The organism is Streptomyces cinnabarinus, assembly GCF_027270315.1.
Lineage (GTDB): Bacteria > Actinomycetota > Actinomycetes > Streptomycetales > Streptomycetaceae > Streptomyces > Streptomyces cinnabarinus.
The window spans coordinates 2,137,843-2,156,929 of record NZ_CP114413.1 but is presented as its reverse complement, the minus strand read 5'-3'; the positions used below and the strand labels follow the sequence as shown (position 1 = coordinate 2,156,929).

20 protein-coding genes are annotated in these 19,087 nt (G+C 70.3%); 11 read left to right on the top strand and 9 right to left on the bottom strand.

Translation table 11 applies throughout. From position 1 onward, the window contains the following. Positions 1 to 2: 2 nt before the first annotated feature. Positions 3 to 1,511: a S8 family peptidase gene (locus STRCI_RS09710; RefSeq protein WP_269658464.1), complete on the bottom strand. Its 1,509-nt coding sequence runs from the start codon at positions 1,509 to 1,511 to the stop codon at positions 3 to 5. A gap of 25 nt (positions 1,512 to 1,536) precedes the next feature. Beyond that, positions 1,537 to 3,060, bottom strand: a complete 1,524-nt coding sequence (locus STRCI_RS09705; RefSeq protein WP_269658463.1) for a S8 family peptidase — start codon at positions 3,058 to 3,060, stop codon at positions 1,537 to 1,539. Positions 3,061 to 3,381: 321 nt separating this feature from the next. On the opposite strand from STRCI_RS09705, the gene STRCI_RS09700 reads away from it, so the two are divergent. The 3 genes from STRCI_RS09700 (at position 3,382) to moaA (ending at position 6,506) form a co-directional block, all read left to right on the top strand. Further along, the gene (locus STRCI_RS09700) at positions 3,382 to 3,738 is read left to right on the top strand and encodes a DUF485 domain-containing protein (RefSeq protein WP_269658462.1); all 357 of its coding nucleotides are present in this window, start codon (positions 3,382 to 3,384) and stop codon (positions 3,736 to 3,738) included. Next, on the top strand, positions 3,735 to 5,357 hold the full coding sequence (locus STRCI_RS09695; protein ID WP_269658461.1) for a solute symporter family protein: 1,623 nt from the start codon (positions 3,735 to 3,737) through the stop codon (positions 5,355 to 5,357). Before STRCI_RS09700 ends, STRCI_RS09695 begins: the two co-directional genes overlap by 4 nt. 159 nt (positions 5,358 to 5,516) lie before the next feature. Next, the gene (gene moaA / locus STRCI_RS09690; protein ID WP_269658460.1) at positions 5,517 to 6,506 is read left to right on the top strand and encodes a GTP 3',8-cyclase MoaA; all 990 of its coding nucleotides are present in this window, start codon (positions 5,517 to 5,519) and stop codon (positions 6,504 to 6,506) included. A gap of 36 nt (positions 6,507 to 6,542) precedes the next feature. On the opposite strand, the gene STRCI_RS09685 is transcribed toward moaA, so the two are convergent. Beyond that, complete coding sequence (locus tag STRCI_RS09685; protein ID WP_269658459.1) at positions 6,543 to 6,761, bottom strand: hypothetical protein; 219 nt, start codon at positions 6,759 to 6,761, stop codon at positions 6,543 to 6,545. Between the two features lie 212 nt (positions 6,762 to 6,973). Further along, entirely contained in the window at positions 6,974 to 7,372 is a 399-nt protein-coding gene (locus STRCI_RS09680) for a DUF3099 domain-containing protein (protein ID WP_269658458.1), read from the bottom strand. A 246-nt stretch (positions 7,373 to 7,618) separates the two neighbouring features. Here STRCI_RS09680 and STRCI_RS09675 point away from each other — a divergent pair, with 246 nt between their 5' ends. Next, the gene (locus STRCI_RS09675; RefSeq protein WP_269658457.1) at positions 7,619 to 7,897 is read left to right on the top strand and encodes a GlsB/YeaQ/YmgE family stress response membrane protein; all 279 of its coding nucleotides are present in this window, start codon (positions 7,619 to 7,621) and stop codon (positions 7,895 to 7,897) included. A gap of 58 nt (positions 7,898 to 7,955) precedes the next feature. Here the strand turns inward: STRCI_RS09675 and tyrS are convergent, their stop codons facing one another. The 3 genes from tyrS to STRCI_RS09660 are packed head-to-tail and all read right to left on the bottom strand — an operon-like array spanning position 7,956 to position 12,170. Beyond that, on the bottom strand, positions 7,956 to 9,224 hold the full coding sequence (gene tyrS / locus STRCI_RS09670) for a tyrosine--tRNA ligase (protein ID WP_269658456.1): 1,269 nt from the start codon (positions 9,222 to 9,224) through the stop codon (positions 7,956 to 7,958). A gap of 43 nt (positions 9,225 to 9,267) precedes the next feature. Further along, complete coding sequence (locus STRCI_RS09665; RefSeq protein WP_269658455.1) at positions 9,268 to 10,650, bottom strand: metallopeptidase TldD-related protein; 1,383 nt, start codon at positions 10,648 to 10,650, stop codon at positions 9,268 to 9,270. After that, positions 10,647 to 12,170: a TldD/PmbA family protein gene (locus STRCI_RS09660; protein ID WP_269658454.1), complete on the bottom strand. Its 1,524-nt coding sequence runs from the start codon at positions 12,168 to 12,170 to the stop codon at positions 10,647 to 10,649. The genes STRCI_RS09665 and STRCI_RS09660 overlap by 4 nt, the downstream gene beginning before the upstream one ends. Positions 12,171 to 12,414: 244 nt before the next feature. Between STRCI_RS09660 and fabG the strand changes: the two genes are divergently transcribed. From fabG to STRCI_RS09645, 3 genes are all read left to right on the top strand, one after another. Next, positions 12,415 to 13,119 carry a 3-oxoacyl-[acyl-carrier-protein] reductase gene (gene fabG / locus STRCI_RS09655; RefSeq protein WP_269658453.1) on the top strand — a complete coding sequence of 235 codons (705 nt, stop codon included), beginning with the start codon at positions 12,415 to 12,417 and terminating at the stop codon, positions 13,117 to 13,119. Between the two features lie 5 nt (positions 13,120 to 13,124). Further along, positions 13,125 to 13,892: an enoyl-ACP reductase FabI gene (fabI, locus tag STRCI_RS09650; protein ID WP_269658452.1), complete on the top strand. Its 768-nt coding sequence runs from the start codon at positions 13,125 to 13,127 to the stop codon at positions 13,890 to 13,892. A gap of 165 nt (positions 13,893 to 14,057) precedes the next feature. Continuing rightward, positions 14,058 to 14,396 (top strand): hypothetical protein, encoded by a 339-nt coding sequence (locus tag STRCI_RS09645; RefSeq protein WP_269658451.1) that lies wholly within the window; start codon positions 14,058 to 14,060, stop codon positions 14,394 to 14,396. Here STRCI_RS09645 and STRCI_RS09640 read toward each other — a convergent pair. Continuing rightward, positions 14,377 to 15,066, bottom strand: coding sequence for a FadR/GntR family transcriptional regulator (locus STRCI_RS09640; RefSeq protein ID WP_269658450.1), 690 nt, complete (start codon positions 15,064 to 15,066; stop codon positions 14,377 to 14,379). The genes STRCI_RS09645 and STRCI_RS09640 overlap by 20 nt on opposite strands. Positions 15,067 to 15,136: 70 nt before the next feature. Here STRCI_RS09640 and STRCI_RS09635 point away from each other — a divergent pair, with 70 nt between their 5' ends. From STRCI_RS09635 to STRCI_RS09620, 4 genes are all read left to right on the top strand, one after another. Next, positions 15,137 to 16,429 carry a CynX/NimT family MFS transporter gene (locus STRCI_RS09635; protein ID WP_269658449.1) on the top strand — a complete coding sequence of 431 codons (1,293 nt, stop codon included), beginning with the start codon at positions 15,137 to 15,139 and terminating at the stop codon, positions 16,427 to 16,429. A 111-nt stretch (positions 16,430 to 16,540) separates the two neighbouring features. Beyond that, positions 16,541 to 16,657 carry an SGM_5486 family transporter-associated protein gene (locus tag STRCI_RS09630; protein WP_269658448.1) on the top strand — a complete coding sequence of 39 codons (117 nt, stop codon included), beginning with the start codon at positions 16,541 to 16,543 and terminating at the stop codon, positions 16,655 to 16,657. A gap of 235 nt (positions 16,658 to 16,892) precedes the next feature. Then, positions 16,893 to 17,099, top strand: a complete 207-nt coding sequence (locus STRCI_RS09625) for a hypothetical protein (RefSeq protein WP_269658447.1) — start codon at positions 16,893 to 16,895, stop codon at positions 17,097 to 17,099. Between the two features lie 65 nt (positions 17,100 to 17,164). Next, positions 17,165 to 17,683, top strand: coding sequence for a SixA phosphatase family protein (locus STRCI_RS09620; protein WP_269658446.1), 519 nt, complete (start codon positions 17,165 to 17,167; stop codon positions 17,681 to 17,683). A 92-nt stretch (positions 17,684 to 17,775) separates the two neighbouring features. Here STRCI_RS09620 and serB read toward each other — a convergent pair whose 3' ends face one another. Beyond that, on the bottom strand, positions 17,776 to 18,984 hold the full coding sequence (serB, locus tag STRCI_RS09615) for a phosphoserine phosphatase SerB (RefSeq protein ID WP_269658445.1): 1,209 nt from the start codon (positions 18,982 to 18,984) through the stop codon (positions 17,776 to 17,778). Positions 18,985 to 19,087 lie beyond the last annotated feature (103 nt).

Genomic DNA, 19,087 nt, shown 5'->3' with positions numbered 1-19,087 from the left:
GACTACCTGGTCACCGCGTCCAGCGCGTCCGCGGTCCCCCACCCGTAGAACCCGTTCCGGTTCTTCGAGCCCTCGCACACCGCGTCGACCTTGCCGTCGCCGTCGATGTCGTACGGGTCCGTGCACGCCGTGGCGTCGGCCTGGGCGTACAGCAGGGCCTTCACCGCGGTCGGCGGGAGGTACGGACGCGTCGACTTGATCAGCGCGGCGACACCCGCGACATGCGGGGACGCCATCGACGTACCGGCCATGTAGCCCCATTTGCCGCCGGGCAGCGTGCCGAGGATCAGGCCGCTGGTGGCCGGCGGGGCCGGGGTCTGGAAGCGGGTCGAGTCGCCGCCGGGCGCGGCGATGTCGACAACTCCCAGGCCGTGGTTGGAGAAGGACGACTTGATGCCCTTCGCCCCGGTCGACGCGACCGTCACGACACCCGGCAACTGGGTCGGGATGTCAAGGCACTCGGACGGGTCGACGACCCGGTCGGAGGGCGTGCCGTCGTTCGGCGAGACCGGGTCGGTGATCTCGTCGGCCGCGAGGTCGTAGTTCTCGTTGCCGGCCGCCGCGACGTTGACCGCGCCCTTCTTCTCCGCGTACCGCGAGGCCCGGGAGACGGCCTCGACGAGCGCCTTCTGGTCCGGTTCGTTCTTGCAGTTGAAGTACCAGGGATCGGTGTAATAGCTGTTGTTCGTCACGTCGACGTCGTGCTCGGCCGCCCACATGAAGCCGCACACCACGGCCTCGGTGTAGAAGTACCCCGCGGTCGTCGACACCTTGATGCCGGAGACCTTCACCCCGGGCGCGACGCCGGTCATGCCGACGCCGTTCTTGGCCGCCGCGATCTCGCCGGCCACATGCGTGCCGTGCGGGCTCTCCGTCGGCCCGGGGCGCCAGGCGCCCTCGGTGGTGTCCGGCTTGCCCGTCACGCAGTTGACCGACGCGTCCCGGTCGAAGTTCGGCGCGAGATCGGGGTGGGTGTCGTCGACGCCGGTGTCGATCACCGCGACGGTGACGTCCGGGCTGCCCAGCGACTTCTCGTGCGCCCGGTCCGCCTTGATGGCGGGCAGGTCCCACTGGAGCGGCTGCAAGGGGTCCTGCCCCTCGGCGGCCTCGACGGCGGCGGCCTCCGCGGCGCTGAGCACCTTCGGGGTACCGACCTCCGTCGTCGACTGCGCGGGCAGCGGCGCGTTGCGGGTGTTGCCCGCCGAGGACACCCCGGGCACCTCGCGCAGGATCTTGGCGAAGTCGGGGTTCGCCGAGTGGACGACGATCACGCCGATCCGGTCGTACGAGGCCACGACGGTGCCGCCGGCCTCGGCGATGGCCCGCTCCACGCGCGGTGAAGGGCCGTGCCCGGCACGGACGTTGACGACATAGCTGAGCGAGGTCGCCTCCGCCCCCGTCTCCGCCTCGGCTGCCGCCGACACGTTCGGCAGCAGGGCGAGCGCCGTCGCCATGGCCATCCCGGCGGGGACGGCCAGCACACGGCGAGAGCGCCTGAATTGCGCTGTCATGGTGTCAGTCTCTCCCGTCCGTCGCCTACTTGACCGCGCGCAGCGCGTTGACGATGCCGAAGCCGTAGAAGCCGTTGACGCGCGAGCCGCCCTCGCACACCGCGTCCTGCGTGCCGTCGCCGTTCTGGTCGTAGGACTCCGGGCAACCGGGGTTGTCCGCCTGCGCCTTGAGCAGCGCCTGGAGCTGCGCAGGGGACGCCCACGGGTGCTTGGACTTCAGCAGCGCGGCCACGCCCGCGGCGTGCGGCGAGGCCATCGAGGTGCCCTGCAGGAAGGCGTACGCCCCGTTCGGCATGGTCGACAGGATGCGGCCGTTCTTGGAGGGGGTGTCGGGTATCTGGTACAGCCGGTCACCGCCCGGCGCCGCGACGTCGACGACGCCCTTGCCGTAGGAGGAGTAGTACGACTTGAGGTTCTGCACGCCCGTCGCGCTGACGGTGACGATCCCGGGCAGCTGGGTGGGCACGTCGAAGCACTCGTGCGGGTCGATCGTGCGCTCCACGGGCGTGGAGTCGTCGGGGCTGGTGGCGTCGACGATGGCGTCCGAGTCCAGGTCGTGGTTGGAGTTGCCCGCCGAGGCCAGGTGCAGCGTGCCCTTCTTCTGGGCGTACAGCTGCGCCCGGTTGACCGCGTCGACGATCGCCTTCTGGTCCGGGTCGTCCATGCAGTTGTAGAGCCACGGGTCCACGTAATAGCTGTTGTTCGTGATCTCGACGCCGCGGTCGGCGGCGAACACGAAGGCGCACACGACGCTCTCCGGGTAGAAGAGGCCGTTGTCCGGGTCGCTCACCTTGATGCCGGAGACCTTGACGCCGGGCGCGACACCCGCGACCCCGATGCCGTTGCGGGCCGCGGCGATCTCGCCCGCCACATGCGTGCCGTGGTAGTCGTCCGCGGTGTACGGCCGCCAGGCGCCCTCGCTGGTGTCGGCGACACCGCCCACACAGTTGGCGGACTGGGACTTGGAGAAGTTCGGCGCGAGGTCCGGGTGGGTGTCGTCGACGCCGGTGTCGATCACGGCGACGGTCACCTTGGAGCTGCCCGGGTTGATCTTCGCGGCCTTGTCGGCGCCGATCGCGCGCAGGTCCCACTGGTCGGCCTCGAGAGGCTCGCTGTCCGGGGTCGCGGCGCTCGCGGCATTCGCCGCCTGGGCGTCGGTCAGGAACTGTGCGGCGCCCTGGTCCGTGGTGCCCGCGGCGGTCAGCGGCGCCGTACGCGTCGCACCCGCCGACTGGACGCCGCGCACCTGGCGCATCTGCTTGCCGAAGTCCGGGTTGGCCGAGTGAGCGACGATGACGCCAATCTTCTCGTACGTCGTCACGACGGTCCCGCCCGCCGTGACGACGGCCTTCTCCACCGACTCGATGGTCCGCCGGTCCGTCTTGGTGTTGACGACGTACGCCAGCTTCGGCGCGTCCGCCGACTGCGCCACGGGCTCCGCGAGCGGGGCGGCCGTGGCGGCGGTCGGCAGGAAGCCGAGCGAGGCGGTCAGCGACAGCACGACGGGGACGGCCAGAGCGAGCCGGCGTCTGGAAGGCAGATGAGCCATGGGATCTCCACATCATCCGGAAACGAAACAGCCCGAGACACAGGTGGTGCTCGGGCAGGTACATGACGGGCGTGCAGGGTGAAGCTATCTCCCCGCTTCACCGGCCAGCAATGACCCACAGGAGGTGAGTTCGGAAAGAGTTGAGTCGCGTTGAACCGGTTCTCGCGTGGCGCCGTGACGTTGGACAGGGGACCCGAGCACGATCGAGCCCCCTGGCCCTGTGAGGTATGACCCGCTATGTCCGTCGTTTCGAACCCGTCCCCGCACCCCGAACCAGCCCCGTCCACCGTCGCAACAGCGGCCGCAACGCGAGGAGACTCCGTGGCTACCGACGCACCGCCCCCCTCGAAGGAGCAACACCGGCTCCCCACCACCGAGGAGTTCACCGAGGTGCAGGAGAGTGCGGAGTTCGGTGAACTGCGCCGTTCCTACCGCTCCTTCGCCTTCCCGCTGACCGTCGGCTTCATCGTCTGGTACCTGCTCTACGTCCTGCTGTCGATCTACGCCGGCGACTTCATGGGCATCGAGCTGTTCGGCAATATCAACATGGCCCTCGTCCTCGGCCTCGCCCAGTTCCTCACCACGTTCCTCATCGCCTGGTGGTACGCGCGGCACGCCGCCGCGCAGCTCGACCCCAAGGCCGATGCCATCAAGTCCCGGATGGAGGGCGGCGCATGAGCACCGCGCACACGTTTCTGGCGGCCGACGCGGCGAGCGAGCACCGCACGCTGATCATCAGCCTGTTCGGTGTCTTCGTCCTCGCCACCCTCGTCATCACGGTGTGGGCGGGCCGCCAGACCAAGGACGCGGCCGACTTCTACGCGGGCGGCCGCCAGTTCACCGGATTCCAGAACGGCCTCGCCGTCTCCGGTGACTACATGTCCGCCGCGTCCTTCCTCGGTATCGCGGGCGCCATCGCCCTGTTCGGTTACGACGGCTTCCTGTACTCCATCGGCTTCCTGGTCGCCTGGCTCGTCGCCCTGCTGCTGGTTGCCGAGCCGCTGCGCAACTCCGGCCGCTACACGATGGGCGACGTCCTCGCCTACCGGATGCGCCAGCGCCCGGTCCGCACCGCGGCCGGCACCTCCACCATCGTCGTGTCGATCTTCTACCTGCTGGCCCAGATGGCCGGCGCGGGCGTCCTGGTCTCCCTGCTGCTCGGCATCAGCAGCGACGCCGGAAAGATCGGCATCGTCGCCCTGGTCGGCATCCTGATGATCATGTACGTCAGCATCGGCGGCATGAAGGGCACCACCTGGGTGCAGATGGTCAAGGCCGTCCTGCTGATGACCGGCGCCCTGCTGCTGACCTTCCTGGTGCTGCTGAAGTTCGACTTCAACGTCTCCGACCTGCTCGGCACCGCCGCCGACCAGAGCGGCCACGGCGCGGCCTTCCTGGAGCCCGGCCTGAAGTACGGCGCCACCGGCACCAGCAAGCTGGACTTCATCTCGCTCGGCATCGCCCTGATTCTGGGCACCGCCGGTCTGCCGCACATCCTGATCCGCTTCTACACGGTGCCCACCGCCAAGGCCGCCCGTAAGTCCGTGATCTGGGCGATCGGCCTGATCGGCTCCTTCTACCTGATGACCCTCGCGCTCGGCTTCGGCGCCGCCGCGCTGATCACCCCGGAGGAGATCACCACCTCCAACAAGGCGGGCAACACGGCGGCCCCGCTGCTCGCCCTCCATCTGGGCGGCGTCGAATCCAGCTGGGGCGCCATCCTGCTGGCCACCATCTCCGCGGTCGCCTTCGCGACGATCCTCGCGGTGGTCGCGGGCCTGACCCTGGCGTCCTCCTCGTCCTTCGCGCACGACATCTACGCCAATGTCATCAAGAAGGGCCAGGCCAGCGAGAAGCAGGAGGTCAGCGCCGCCCGCTGGGCGACCGTCGGCATCGGCGTCGTCTCCATCGGCCTCGGCGCCCTGGCCCGCGACCTGAACGTGGCCGGCCTGGTCGCCCTCGCCTTCGCGGTCGCCGCCTCCGCCAACCTGCCGACGATCCTCTACAGCCTCTTCTGGAAGCGCTTCACCACCCAGGGCGCCCTGTGGTCGATCTACGGCGGTCTGACCACCGCGGTCGGCCTGGTGCTGTTCTCGCCGGTCGTCTCCGGCAAGCCCACCTCGATGTTCCCGGACGTCGACTTCCACTGGTTCCCGCTGGAGAACCCCGGCATCATCTCGATCCCGGTCGGCTTCCTGCTGGGCATCCTCGGCACCTACCTCTCCAAGGAGGAGCCGGACAAGGGCAAGTACGCCGAGCTGGAGGTCCGGTCCCTGACCGGCACCGGCGCCCACTGAGCCCGCCCCCGGGACACGGCCGCGTCGTAGGGACCTACGACGCGGCCGTGTCTTACCTCGTGGGATCGGGCTCTGTCGTTGTCAGTGGAGTCACGTAGGCTCACAAGTGACGGAAAATGACTGCTCCAGCACTGATCCGCGACAAGGGAGGGGGCCCACGTGCTCATCGACACCTACGGCCGGGTGGCCACCGACCTGAGAGTCTCACTGACCGACCGGTGCAACCTGCGCTGTACGTACTGCATGCCCGAGGAGGGCCTGCAGTGGCTGGCCAAGCCCGACCTGCTCACGGACGACGAGATCGTCCGCCTGATCGACATCGCGGTCACCACCCTCGGTATCGAGGAGGTCCGCTTCACCGGCGGTGAGCCCCTGCTCCGGCCCGGCCTGGTCGGCATCGTCGAGCGCGTCGCGGCCCTCACCCCCCGCCCCCAGATGTCGCTGACCACCAACGGCATCGGCCTCAAGCGCACCGCGGCCGCCCTGAAGGCCGCCGGCCTGGACCGGGTCAACGTCTCCCTGGACACCCTCCGCCCGGACGTCTTCAAGACCCTCACCCGCCGCGACCGCCACAAGGACGTCATCGAGGGCCTCGACGCCGCCCGCGCCGCCGGGCTCACCCCGGTCAAGGTCAACTCCGTACTGATGCCGGGCCTGAACGAGGACGAGGCCCCCGACCTCCTCGCCTGGGCCGTCGAGCACGCTTACGAACTGCGCTTCATCGAGCAGATGCCGCTGGACGCCCAGCACGGCTGGAAGCGCGACGGCATGATCACCGCGGGCGACATCCTGACCTCCCTGCGCACCCGCTTCGAGCTGACCCCCGAGGGCTCCGAGGAGCGCGGCTCGGCCCCCGCCGAGCGCTGGATCGTGGACGGCGGCCCGCACCGCGTGGGCGTCATCGCCTCCGTCACCCGGCCGTTCTGCTCGGCCTGCGACCGCACCCGCCTCACGGCCGACGGCCAGGTCCGCACCTGTCTGTTCGCCCGCGAGGAGACCGACCTGCGCGCCGCGCTGCGCTCCGGCGCCCCCGACGAGGAGATAGCCCGGATCTGGCGCCTGGCGATGTGGGGCAAGAAGGCCGGAGCGGGCCTGGACGACCCGAGCTTCGTCCAGCCGGACCGCCCGATGTCCGCGATCGGCGGCTGAAAGGTACGGCTGAAACCGTACGGCCGGCGATCTGGGCTACGGCGTGCTCGGCTCTTCCCACTCCGAGAACTTCACGACGTCCTTCAAGAAGCCCCGGACACCCAGGAATTGGGAGAGATGTTCCCGGTGTGCCTCGCAGGCCAGCCAGGTCTTCCGCCGCTCCGGCGTGTGGATCTTGGGGTTGTTCCAGGCCAGCACCCACTCGGCGGCGGTCCGGCAGCCCTTGGCGGAACAGATCGGCGTCTCGTCACTCACGGATTCGTCTCACAGGGTCAACAAAAAGGCGACGCCGAGCAGCCACGGGGGGAGCTGCCCGGCGTCGGTCCGTCGCTCCGACGGGGGATGCGGAGCGCCTACGAAGTATGTCATGGGTCACCCGCCGCCCGGCACCGGAACAACACTATTGATCTGAGCTTTTCTTGAGCTTGGTGCGGAGGTGGATTCCGTTTGCTACGGCCCCGCCAAGGTCATTTCCGGTCATGTGTTTCACCGGCGGCACGCGCCGCCGGATCGGCCTCCGCGTCTTCCGGGACGGGTTCCGCGAAGGGCTCCTCGGCCCCGGGTCCGGTGATCATCGGGCGGGTCGGCGCGGCGACGAAAGTGGAAGGAAGGCCCGGTGCGTTCTCCCGCCCGGCGTTGGCGACCACGACCGCGATGTACGGCAGGACCGCGCCGAGCACCAATGCCACGATGGCCACGTGCCGTTCGACGTTCCACAGGGTCGCGGCGAGGATCACCGAGAGCGTGCGGACCGACATCGAGATGACGTACCGGCGCTGGCGCGCGCGTACATCCTCCTGGAGGCCCGTCCTGGCTCCGGTGATCCGGAATACCTGGGCGTTGCCCGAGTCGTGCTGCTTCCGCATCACATTCCACCATCCGCCCGCATCGGACTCTCCCCTGCCCGCACCCGGACCGCCCCCGGTCGGGGAGCCGGGCCCGGACACCCTCCACGTTACGCCTGGCCTGCGCCGCCTACGAGACCGGGGCACCTTCCGCGCGGGCGACCGGACCTCGGCCGTCCCGCGTACGGCCGCACCCGGCATGCGACGTAGGAGAAGCGGCCGGAGACTGGGCCTACTGCTCACGCGGAGCCGTACAAGGAGGCAGCCATGGGCTGGTTGTGGGCGATCATCGTGGGATTCGTGCTCGGTCTGATCGCCAAGGCGATCCTGCCCGGCAGGCAGCACAGCCCCCTCTGGCTGACCACCATCTTCGGCATGCTCGGCGCCATCGTCGGCAACGCCCTCGCCCGCGCGCTCGGGGTCGAGGAGACCGCCGGCATCGACTGGAGCCGGCACGTCTTCCAGCTCATCGCGGCGATCATCATCGTGGGAGTGGGGGACATGGCGTACATGGCGACGCTGGGCAAGAAGAAGCAGCAGACCTGAGCGCGGGTACGACGAAGGGGGCGGCCCTCCCGGTGGAGAGCCGCCCCCTTCGGTGCGCTCAGCTGCCGGTGACCTCGACCGCCGCCAGGTTCTTCTTGCCCCGGCGCAGCACCAGCCAGCGGCCGTGCAGCAGGTCCTCCGCGGCGGGGACGGCGTCCTCGGCGGCGACCTTCACGTTGTTCACGTAGGCCCCGCCCTCCTTGATCGTCCGGCGTGCGGCCGACTTGCTCGCCACCAGCTCCACCTCGGCGAACAGATCGACCACCGGGCCCAGCTCGGCGACCTGGATGTGCGGCACCTCGGACAGGGCCGCCCGCAGCGTCCGGTCGTCCAGCTCCGCCAGCTCGCCCTGCCCGAACAGGGCACGGCTCGCGGCGATCACCGCGGCCGTCTGGTCGGCGCCGTGCACCAGCGTCGTCAGCTCCTCGGCCAGCGCCCGCTGCGCGGCCCGCGCCTGCGGCCGCTCCTCGGTCTGCTTCTCCAGCTCCTCAAGCTCCGCGCGGGACTTGAAGGACAGGATGCGCATGTACGTGGAGATGTCCCGGTCGTCCACGTTCAGCCAGAACTGGTAGAACGCGTACGGCGTGGTCATCTCCGGGTCGAGCCAGACGGCGCCGCCCTCGGTCTTGCCGAACTTGGTGCCGTCCGCCTTCACCATCAGCGGCGTCGCCAGACAGTGCACCGAGGCATGCGGCTCCAGCCGGTGGATCAGGTCGAGACCCGCCGTGAGGTTGCCCCACTGGTCGCTGCCGCCCTGCTGGAGCGTGCAGCCGTACCGGCGGTACAGCTCCAGGAAGTCCATGCCCTGGAGCAGCTGGTAGCTGAACTCCGTGTAGCTGATGCCCTCCTGGGACTCCAGACGCCGGGCGACGGAGTCCTTGGTCAGCATCTTGTTGACGCGGAAGTGCTTGCCGATGTCCCGCAGGAACTCGATGGCCGACATCCCGGCCGTCCAGTCCAGGTTGTTGACCATGACCGCCGCGTTCTCGCCCTCGAAGGACAGGAACGGCTCGATCTGCGCGCGCAGCCGGGTCACCCAGTTCGCGACCGTCTCCGGGTCGTTCAGGGTGCGCTCGGCGGTCGGGCGCGGGTCGCCGATCTGGCCGGTGGCGCCGCCGACCAGGGCCAGCGGGCGCAGGCCCGCCTGCTGGAGCCGGCGCATGGTCAGGACCTGCACCAGATGACCGACGTGCAGACTGGCCGCGGTCGGGTCGAAACCGCAATAGAACGTGACGGGACCGTCCGCGAGCGCCTTGCGCAAAGCGTCCTCGTCAGTGGACAGGGCCCACAGGCCGCGCCACTTCAGCTCGTCGACGATGTCCGTCACGGTTCTCGTATCTCCTTAGAAGTGCTCCGGGTCAGGTACGAGGTTATACGCCCTGACTGACAGAGCTCATATTGAAGTCCGGCACCCGCAGCGCCGGCATCGCGGCCCTAGTGAACCAGTCGCTCCACTCCCGGGGCAGCGTCTTTTCGGTGCGCCCGGCCTCGGTGGCCCGGCCCAGCAGATCCACCGGCGACTCGTTGAACCGGAAGTTGTTGACCTCGCCGGTCACCTCGCCGTTCTCCACCAGGTACACGCCGTCCCGGGTCAGCCCCGTCAGCAGCAGCGTCGCCGGGTCCACCTCGCGGATGTACCACAGGCAGGTCAGCAGCAGCCCGCGCTCGGTGTTCGCCACCATCTCGTCCAGGCCGCGCTCGCCGCCGCCGTCCAGCACCAGGTTGTCGATGCCCGGCGCCACCGGAAGACCGGTCAGACCGGCGCTGTGCCGGCTGGTCAGCAGATGCTGGAGCTCGCCCTCGCGGATCCACTCGGTGGCGGTCAGCGGCAGACCGTTGTCGAACACCGACGAGTCGCCCCCGGAGGCGTGCGCCAGCACGAACGGCGCGGACTCCAGACCCGGCTCGCTCGGGTCGCTGCGCAGGGTCAGCGGCAGCTCGGTCAGCCGGTCGCCGACCCGGGTGCCACCGCCCGGCTTGGAGAACACGGTGCGGCCCTCGGCCGCGTCCCGGCCCGACGCCGACCACATCTGGTAGATCAGCAGGTCCGCCACTGCGGTCGGCGGCAGCAGCGTCTCGTAGCGCCCGGCGGGCAGCTCGATCCGGCGCTCGGCCCAGCCGAGGCGTACGGCCAGCTCGGCGTCGAGCGCGGCGGGGTCGACGTCCTTGAAGTCGCGGGTGGAACGGCCGGCCCAGGCCGAGCGGGTGCGGTCGGGGGACTTGGCGTTCAGCTCCAGCGTCCCGTTCGGCTGGTCGTGGCGCAGACGCAGCCCCGTCGACGTACCGATGTAGGACGAGACCAGCTCGTGGTTGGCGAAGCCGTACAGCTCGCGTCCGCCCGCACGCGCGCGTGCGAAGGCCTCGCCGAGCGCCGGGGCGAAGTCGGCGAACACCGCGGAGGACGTCTCGGCCGGCGCCTCGGTGAACTCCGGCGACACCACCACGTCGGCCACCAGCGGCTGCGCGTCCTCGGCGGGCCCGGCACCGCGCGCCGCCGCCTCGGCGGCCCGCACCAGGGGCTCCAGCTCGTCCGCGGTGACCGCGGCACGGGTGACGACCCCGGAGGCGGTGCCCTCCTTGCCGTCGACGGTGGCGACGACGGTGAGCGTGCGCCCGCGCGTGACGCCGTTGGTGGTCAGCGCGTTGCCGGCCCAGCGCAGGTTGGCCGTGGACTGCTCGTCGGCGATGACGACACAGCCGTCCGCACGGGACAGCTCCAGGGCCCGCTCGACGATCTCGTACGGCTTGTTCATCGACCGGCCTCCTGGGTGGTGTTGAGGATGTTGACGCCCCGGAACAGGGCGGACGGGCAGCCGTGCGAGACCGCCGCGACCTGGCCCGGCTGGGCCTTGCCGCAGTTGAAGGCGCCGCCCAGGACGTAGGTCCCCGGCCCGCCGACGGCCGCCATGGAGCCCCAGAAGTCGGTGGTGGTCGCCTGGTAGGCGACGTCCCGCAGCTGACCGGCGATCCGGCCGTTCTCGATCCGGAAGAACCGCTGGCCGGTGAACTGGAAGTTGTAGCGCTGCATGTCGATGGACCAGGACCGGTCACCGACGACGTAGATGCCGCGCTCGACGCCCCCGATGAGGTCCTCGGTGGACATCCCGGCCGGATCCGGCTGAAGGGAGACGTTCGCCATGCGCTGGACGGGCACGTGGCCGGGGGAGTCGGCGAACGCGCAGCCGTTGGACCGCTCGAACCCGGTCAGCTTCGCGATCCGCCGGTCCAGCTGGTAGCCGACCAGCGTGCCGTCCTTCACCAGGTCCCAGGTCTGGCCCTGGACGCCCTCGTCGTCGTAGCCGATGGTCGCCAGGCCGTGCTCGGCGGTGCGGTCGCCGGTGACGTTCATCAGCTCGGAGCCGTACCTGAGCTTGCCGAGCTGGTCGAAGGTGGCGAAGGAGGTCCCCGCGTAGGCGGCCTCGTAGCCGAGCGCGCGGTCCAGCTCGGTGGCGTGCCCGATGGACTCGTGGATGGTCAGCCACAGGTTGGAGGGGTCCACGACCAGGTCGTAGACGCCCGCCTCGACGCTCGGCGCGCGCATCTTCTCGGCCAGCAGCTCCGGCATCCGCGCCAGCTCGCCGTCCCAGTCCCAGCCGGTGCCGCGCAGATACTCCCAGCCGCGTCCGACGGGCGGCGCGATGGTGCGCATGGAGTCGAACTCACCGCTGGACTCGTCGACCGACACGGCGGTCAGCTGCGGGTGCAGCCGGACCCGCTGCTGCGTCGTCACGGTCCCGGCGGTGTCGGCGTAGAACTTGTTCTCGTGCACGGTGAGCAGCGAGGCGTCGACATGGTTCACCCCGTCCGCCGCCAGCAGCCGCGCGCTCCAGTCGGCGAGCAGCCCCGCCTTCTCCTCGTCAGGCACGGTGAACGGGTCGATCTCGTACGACGAGATCCACGTCTTCTCCGCGTGCACCGGCTCGTCGGCCAGCTCCACCCGCTCCTCGGACCCGGCTGCCTTGATGACCTGCGCGGACAGCTTCGCCATCGCCACGGCCTGGGAGGCCACCTTGGCCGCCGCGTCCATGGTCAGATCCACACCCGAGGCGAAGCCCCAGGTCCCGCCGTGCACGACACGCACCGCGTAGCCGAGGTCCGTGGTGTCCGAGGAGCCCGCGGGCTTGGCGTCTCTGAGCCGCCAGGACGCGCTGCGCACCCGCTCGAACCGGAAGTCGGCGTGCTCGGCGCCGAGCGCACGCGCGCGTGCCAGCGCGGCGTCCGCCAGGGCGCGTAGGGGGAGTGCCGTGAAGGACTCGTCGATGGTATGAGGCACCTGGATCTCTTCCTGTCGCCGTTACCGTGGTCGCTCTGATCATGTCGCGAGGGCAGGGCCGCGGACCACACGTTTGCGAGGTGCGGCCGGTTCGGTTCTGTAGGGACCCGACAGTGACTCCCGCGAGCCACTGTCGGTGCCCGCTTCTCCGCGTGAGCCCCGGGCCCGATAGATTTTCGGGGAAGCCGCCTGTCATCCAGGTGTTCGGGCGGGTGTGTCAGACCGCTATCGAAAGGGTGATCCGTTGAGCCGCTCGGTTCTCGTCACCGGAGGCAACCGGGGCATCGGCCTCGCCATCGCCCGCGCATTCGCCGACGCCGGCGACAAGGTCGCCATCACATACCGCTCGGGTGAGCCGCCGGCCGGCTTCCTCGCCGTCAAGTGCGACATCACCGACACCGAGCAGGTGGAGCAGGCCTACAAGGAGATCGAGGCCGAGCACGGCCCGGTCGAGGTCCTCGTCGCCAACGCCGGCGTCACCAAGGACCAGCTCCTGATGCGCATGTCCGAGGAGGACTTCACCTCGGTCGTCGACACCAACCTCACGGGCACCTTCCGCGTCGTCAAGCGCGCCAACCGCGGCATGCTGCGCGCCAAGAAGGGCCGTGTCGTCCTGATCTCGTCCGTGGTCGGCCTGCTCGGCTCCGCGGGCCAGGCGAACTACTCCGCCTCCAAGGCCGCGCTGGTCGGCTTCGCGCGCTCCCTCGCCCGTGAGCTGGGTTCGCGCAACATCACTTTCAACGTCGTCGCGCCCGGCTTCGTCGACACCGACATGACCAAGGTGCTCACCGACGAGCAGCGCGCGAACATCGTGTCGCAGGTCCCGCTCGGCCGTTACGCGCAGCCGCAGGAGATCGCCGCGACGGTGCGGTTCCTCGCCTCCGACGACGCCTCGTACATCACTGGAGCCGTCATCCCCGTTGACGGCGGACTGGGAATGGGTCACTGATCACCATGAGCGGAATTCTCGAGGGCAAGCGCGTCCTGATCAGCGGTGTGCTGATGGAGTCCTCCATCGCCTTCCACGCCGCGAAGCTGGCCCAGGAGCAGGGTGCCGAGATCATCCTGACCGCCTGGCCCCGGCCCACGCTGACCGAGCGCATCGCCAAGAAGCTGCCGAAGCCCACCAAGGTCATCGAGCTCGACGTCACCAACGACGAGCACCTGGGCCGGCTGGCCGACCTGGTCGGCGAGGAGCTCGGCGGCCTCGACGGCGTCGTGCACTCCATCGGCTTCGCCCCGCAGGACGCCCTCGGCGGCAACTTCCTGAACACGCCGTTCGAGTCCGTGGCCACGGCCATGCACGTCTCGGCGTACTCCCTGAAGTCGCTGACCACGGCCTGCCTGCCGCTGATGCAGAACGGCGGCTCGGTCGTCGGCCTCACCTTCGACGCCCAGTTCGCCTGGCCGCAGTACGACTGGATGGGCCCGGCCAAGGCCGCCCTGGAGGCCACCAGCCGTTACATCGCCCGTGACCTGGGCAAGCAGAACATCCGCTGCAACCTGATCTCCGCCGGCCCGCTCGGCTCCATGGCCGCCAAGTCCATCCCGGGCTTCGACGAGCTGGCCTCCGTGTGGGACAACCGCTCCCCGCTGGAGTGGGACCTGAAGGACCCGGAGCCGGCCGGCAAGGGCGTCGTCGCCCTGCTGAGCGACTGGTTCCCGAAGACCACGGGCGAGATCATCCACGTCGACGGCGGTCTGCACGCCATCGGCGCCTGATCCCCGCACCGCGCCACAAGGCCCGCGTCCCGAGTCGGACGCGGGCCTTCGGCATGTCCCCCGTTCGGCCTATCCGGCCGGGCGGGGAGCAGGGACAACTGGGCACCCTGGACTAGGCGTTCACCGCGCCGTTTCCCTCCCCAGCACGGCCGAGGAGGTCCCCTTGTGCGTCTGCCCCGCAGCCTCGCCCCAGTGACCGTCGCCGTCGCTCTCATGATGTGCCTGCCGTACCAGGCGAGCCCGCACGCGCGCGTGGAGGCCGCCACGCCGGACCCCTTCGGCTCCGAGTGCCGCACACGCGTGCAGGGCTCCCATGTGGTCGCCCACTGCCACAACCCCTACGCCGACATGGACCGCGTACGCCTCCACATCGAGTGCGACCGGTGGTGGGACCTCGACACCGACAGCCCCCCGGTCGACACCGGCCCGGCGGCGACCGTACGGCTCACCGGGCGTTGCTGGAAGGAGGTCCGCTCGGTGTGGGTCAGCCACCAGAGGGGCTGAACTTCCCCGGGCGGCACTGGAAGGGATAGCCGGCCGCCTCCTCGGCGGCCGTGGCCGCGTCGCCCGCGCGGATGGCGTCCAGCAGCCGCGCGTGGTCCATGTACGTCTCCGGCGTCAGCTCCTCGCCGACATCCTCGCGCAGCCAGTCCCGCAGCACCTCGCCCAGGTCCGCGTACATCGCCGTCATCGCGTCGTTGTGGGACGCGGCCACCACCGCCAGATGGAAGGTGGCGTCGGCCGCCACGAACGCCTCCGCGTCACCCGAGGCCCAGGCCTCCTCCCGCCGCACCAGGAGTGCGTCGAGCTGCTTGAGGTCCTTCTCCGTGCGCCGCTCGGCGGCCAGCTTCGCGGCGCCCGACTCCAGCGTGGCGCGCAGCTCCGCTATGTGCCGGGGGTCGGCGTCGGCGAAACGGCGGTGCATCACCCCGGCCAGCTCACTGGTGGCCACGACGTAGGTGCCCGAGCCCTGGCGGATGTCCAGCAGCCCGTTGTGGGCGAGGGCCCGGACGGCCTCCCGGACCGTGTTGCGGGCGACACCCAGCTGCTCGACCAGCTCCGGCTCGGTCGGGATGCGGGCGCCGACCGGCCACTCGCCCGAGGTGATCTGGTTCCGCAGCGCCGCGATGACCTGCTCGGACAGTGCCGAACGGCGTGGATGGCTCAGGGGCATGCCACACCTTCGCACGGGACGGGCCGCCCGGCGAAGCCGGAGGATGGACAAGCATTCATCCCATGATTCTATGATGGGCCTCATGGTGAGCGAGGAAACCCGGACAACGAGTCCCACGACCGTCGGCGGCCCGGCCCCGGCGGTCGGCACGTCCCCGGTGTCCGGGACGCGCGCGTGGACGGCACGTCTGATCGTCCTCGGCATCGTGCTGGCCGCGCTGAACCTGCGCCCCGCCATCACCAGCCTCGGCGCCCTCCTGGAGGAGGTCCGGGCCGGCCTCGGCATGAGCGGCAGCGTCGCCGGCGTGCTCACCTCCGTGCCCCCGCTCTGCTTCGCCGTCTTCGGCGTCATGGCACCCCGGCTGGCCCGCCGCTTCGGACCGGGCGCCGTCGTCTGCGCGGGCATGGCCGCCATCACGGCCGGACTGCTGATCCGCCCCTACGCGGGCTCCACGCCCGCCTTCCTGGTCGCCAGCGCCCTCGCCCTGATGGGCATCGCGGTCAGCAACGTCCTGATGCCGGTCATCGTCAAGCGCTGGTTCCCCGACCGCGTCGGCTCCATGACCGGCCTGTACTCGATGGCCCTGGCCCTCGGCACCTCGACCGCGGCGGCCGTCACCGTGCCGCTGACGGACGCCCTCGGCGGGAACTGGCAGTCCGGGCTCGCGGTCTGGGCGGCCCTGGCCGCGGCGGCCGTACTGCCGTGGATCCCGTTCGTACGGGACCGGCGGGCCACGTCCGCCGAGGCGCCCGCGCGGGAGCGGGAGGAGGCGCCCGCGCTGCGGATCACCCGTAGCCGTACGGCGTGGGCGCTCGCCGTGTTCTTCGGGCTCCAGGCCACCGCCGCCTACATCACGATGGGCTGGATGGCGCAGATCTTCCGGGACGCGGGCGTGCCCGCGAGCACCGCCGGGCTGCTGCTCGCGGTCACCATGGTGATGGGCGTGCCGCTCGCCTTCGTCATCCCGCGCGTGGCCACCCGGCTGCCCCACCAGGGCCCGATCGCCCTCGTCCTCGGCGTCTGCGGCCTCGCCGGGTACGCCGGTCTGTATGTCGCGCCCGCCTCCGGGGCCTGGGCCTGGGCCGTGCTGCTCGGCATCTCCAACTGCGCCTTCCCGCTGGCGCTGACCATGGTCGGGATGCGGGCCAGGACCGGGGTGGGCGTCGCCCAGCTGTCCGCGTTCGCGCAGAGCACCGGGTATCTGATCTCCATCCCGGGCCCGCTCCTGGTCGGTGTGCTCTACCAGCACAGCGGCGGCTGGGGCCTGCCGATCGCGCTCATGGCCGCGCTGATGATCCCGCAGATGGCGGTGGGCGTCCTGGCGGGCCGCAACCGCACAGTCGAGGAGGAGGCGGCCCGCTAGGGCCTGTCGTCACATTCCCGTCTGCGCTTCGGGCGACGACGGGAATGTGACGACAGGCCCTAGAGCCCCCCCGGCGGGTCCGGCACGGGTCCGGGGTGCGAGACTTGCCGCATGCCAGTGCTCGACCCGAACCCGCAGAACGGCCAGAAGAAGATGCTGCTCGTCTTCGGCGCGTTCTTCGCCATCTTCGTGATCATCGCCGTCATCGCGACGATCGCCTCGCCGTGATCCGTCGCCGGGCCCTCTGCCCGGCCTTCCGTCCGGCTTTCCGCCCGGACCCGCCCCGCTGACCCTCCGCGCCGACCCGGCGATGGTGGGGCTAGCACCACCATCCCCTAGGGGGTGAGTGTCAGGGTCAACTGGGTGGATCACCGGATGGGTTGGGGCTCACGAAGTCCGTACCTTCGAGATGTGGCCGCGATCGGGCGGACCACCGGCCCACTCGAAGACCGCGGAGGCACCCATGTCGGCCCCTACGCACACCCCGCCTCCCTCGGCACACCGGGGCGGCGTCGACATCCGGCTCCCGTGGTGGGCGCTGGCCCTGCCCGTGCTCGCCTTCGTCACCCTGCTGGTGCTGATACTCGACCCGGCCGAGGCCCATGCCGCGACCGCCGACCCGGCGATCACCCAGCTCCTTGAGCGTGTGCAGCAGCTGATGGCCCGCTGAGCAGCCGTGCAGCCGCCCGTCAACTACCCGCGCCCCGTGGCCTGTTTCATGCGAAGCTGGGACGTATGAGCGTCGCAGAACCCCGCAGGATTGTCCTCTTCCGGCATGCGAAAGCCGACTGGCCACAGGTGACCGACCATGAGCGGCCGCTCGCCGACCGGGGCCGCATGGACGCCGCTGTCGCCGGACGCAAGCTCGCCGACACCGGTATCGCCTTCGATCTGGCCCTGTGCTCCACCGCGACCCGGACCCGGGAGACCTGGAAGCTCGCCGTCCACGAGTTCCAGCACCGGCCGAAAACCGTCTACGAGGAGCGGATCTACGAGGCCTCGCCCGGCGAGCTGATCGCCGTCCTCAACGAGACCCCGGACGACGTCCGGGACGTCGTGCTGATCGGCCACAACCCCGGTGTCCACGGCCTCACCGACATCCTCTCCGGAGAAGCCGAGGGCGACGCCCAGGTACGCCTCAACCGCCGAGGCTTCCCGGCCGCCGCCTTCGCGCTCCTGACCCACTCGGGCTCCTGGAAGTCCCTGGAGCCCGGGGTGGCCACGCTGGTCGATTACTGGGCGCCCTCGGAGTGACCCCACTCGTGTGAGGCGTGAAAGCGAAAGGGGCCCGGTGCGGTGCCGGGCCCCATTTTCGCCTGCGCGGGATCTTCTCCGCCTGCGCGGGATCAGCCCTCGTCGTGCGTGTCGGCGGCCTCGACCTCTTCGCGGGTGACGCCCAGCAGATACAGCACCGTGTCCAGGAAGGGCACGTTCACCGCGGTGTGCGCGGCCTCCCGGACCACCGGCTTGGCGTTGAAGGCGACCCCGAGACCGGCCGCGTTCAGCATGTCCAGATCGTTGGCACCGTCACCGATCGCCACCGTCTGCGCCAGCGGTACGCCCGCCTCGGCGGCGAACCGGCGCAGCAGCCGTGCCTTGCCCGCCCGGTCCACGATCTCGCCGGTGACCTTGCCGGTCAGCCTGCCGTCGATGATCTCCAGCGTGTTGGCCTGGGCGAAGTCCAGCCCGAGCCGCTCCTTCAGATCGTCCGTGACCTGGGTGAACCCGCCCGAGACGACGCCGACTTGGTAGCCGAGCCGCTTCAGCGTACGGATCAGCGTGCGCGCGCCCGGCGTCAGCCGTACCTCGCTGCGCACCTTGTCCACGACCGAGGCGTCCAGGCCCTCCAGCAGGGCCACACGCGCGTGCAGCGACTGCTCGAAGTCCAGCTCCCCGCGCATCGCCGCCGCCGTCACCTCGGCGACCTTGTCCTCGCACCCGGCGTGCGCGGCGAACAGTTCGATCACCTCGTCCTGGATGAGCGTGGAGTCCACGTCCATCACGACCAGGCGCTGGGCCCGCCGGTGCAGACCGGCCGCGACGACCGCGACATCGACGCCCAGCTTCGCCGCGTCGGTCACCAGCGCCGTGCGCAGCGGCTCGGTCTCCACGCCGGACACCGCGAACTCGACCGCCGTCACGGGGTACTTGGCGAGCCGGAAAATACGGTCGATGTTGCCGCCCGCATGGGTGATCTTCGCGGCGATGGCGGCCGTGGCCTCCGCGGTGAGCGGGTGGCCGAGCACGGTGACCAGGGAACGGCCGAGCCCGCGCGGACGGTTGTCGCCCAGGCCGGAGATGATCTCGGCCTGCATCTTCATGGACTCCGCCCAACTGTGGACGGTGGCCCGCAGATCCCCTTCCATGCCGCGCGGTGGCTCGGTCACCAGCGCGCACAGCACGATCCGGCCACGGGTGACGACCTGCTCGATGTCGACCACGTCGACGGAGTAGGCGGCGAGGGTGTCGAAGAGTCCGGCCGTGATGCCCGGCCTGTCCTTCCCGAAGATCTTGACGAGAAGAGTGGGGACGTCGGAGGTCTGCGAAGCGCTCATGGTGCCTCCACCGTATCCGGCACCCAGTGCCTACCGCCCCTGAGGTCCGCCTAGCGGACAGGGAACACTGGGTGTCGGCCCGGTGGCGCGGGCCTTACGGGAC

What these genes read in the sequence shown, in the direction of transcription:
- STRCI_RS09710 (WP_269658464.1), bottom strand. Translation starts at nt 1,511, where the DNA reads ATGACAGCGCAATTCAGGCGCTCTCGCCGTGTGCTGGCCGTCCCCGCC.
- STRCI_RS09705 (WP_269658463.1), bottom strand. Translation starts at nt 3,060, where the DNA reads ATGGCTCATCTGCCTTCCAGACGCCGGCTCGCTCTGGCCGTCCCCGTC.
- STRCI_RS09695 (WP_269658461.1), top strand. Translation starts at nt 3,735, where the DNA reads ATGAGCACCGCGCACACGTTTCTGGCGGCCGACGCGGCGAGCGAGCAC.
- STRCI_RS09680 (WP_269658458.1), bottom strand. Translation starts at nt 7,372, where the DNA reads ATGCGGAAGCAGCACGACTCGGGCAACGCCCAGGTATTCCGGATCACC.
- STRCI_RS09675 (WP_269658457.1), top strand. Translation starts at nt 7,619, where the DNA reads ATGGGCTGGTTGTGGGCGATCATCGTGGGATTCGTGCTCGGTCTGATC.
- STRCI_RS09665 (WP_269658455.1), bottom strand. Translation starts at nt 10,650, where the DNA reads ATGAACAAGCCGTACGAGATCGTCGAGCGGGCCCTGGAGCTGTCCCGT.
- fabI (WP_269658452.1), top strand. Translation starts at nt 13,125, where the DNA reads ATGAGCGGAATTCTCGAGGGCAAGCGCGTCCTGATCAGCGGTGTGCTG.
- STRCI_RS09640 (WP_269658450.1), bottom strand. Translation starts at nt 15,066, where the DNA reads ATGCCCCTGAGCCATCCACGCCGTTCGGCACTGTCCGAGCAGGTCATC.
- STRCI_RS09635 (WP_269658449.1), top strand. Translation starts at nt 15,137, where the DNA reads ATGATGGGCCTCATGGTGAGCGAGGAAACCCGGACAACGAGTCCCACG.
- STRCI_RS09630 (WP_269658448.1), top strand. Translation starts at nt 16,541, where the DNA reads ATGCCAGTGCTCGACCCGAACCCGCAGAACGGCCAGAAGAAGATGCTG.
- STRCI_RS09625 (WP_269658447.1), top strand. Translation starts at nt 16,893, where the DNA reads ATGTCGGCCCCTACGCACACCCCGCCTCCCTCGGCACACCGGGGCGGC.
- STRCI_RS09620 (WP_269658446.1), top strand. Translation starts at nt 17,165, where the DNA reads ATGAGCGTCGCAGAACCCCGCAGGATTGTCCTCTTCCGGCATGCGAAA.
- serB (WP_269658445.1), bottom strand. Translation starts at nt 18,984, where the DNA reads ATGAGCGCTTCGCAGACCTCCGACGTCCCCACTCTTCTCGTCAAGATC.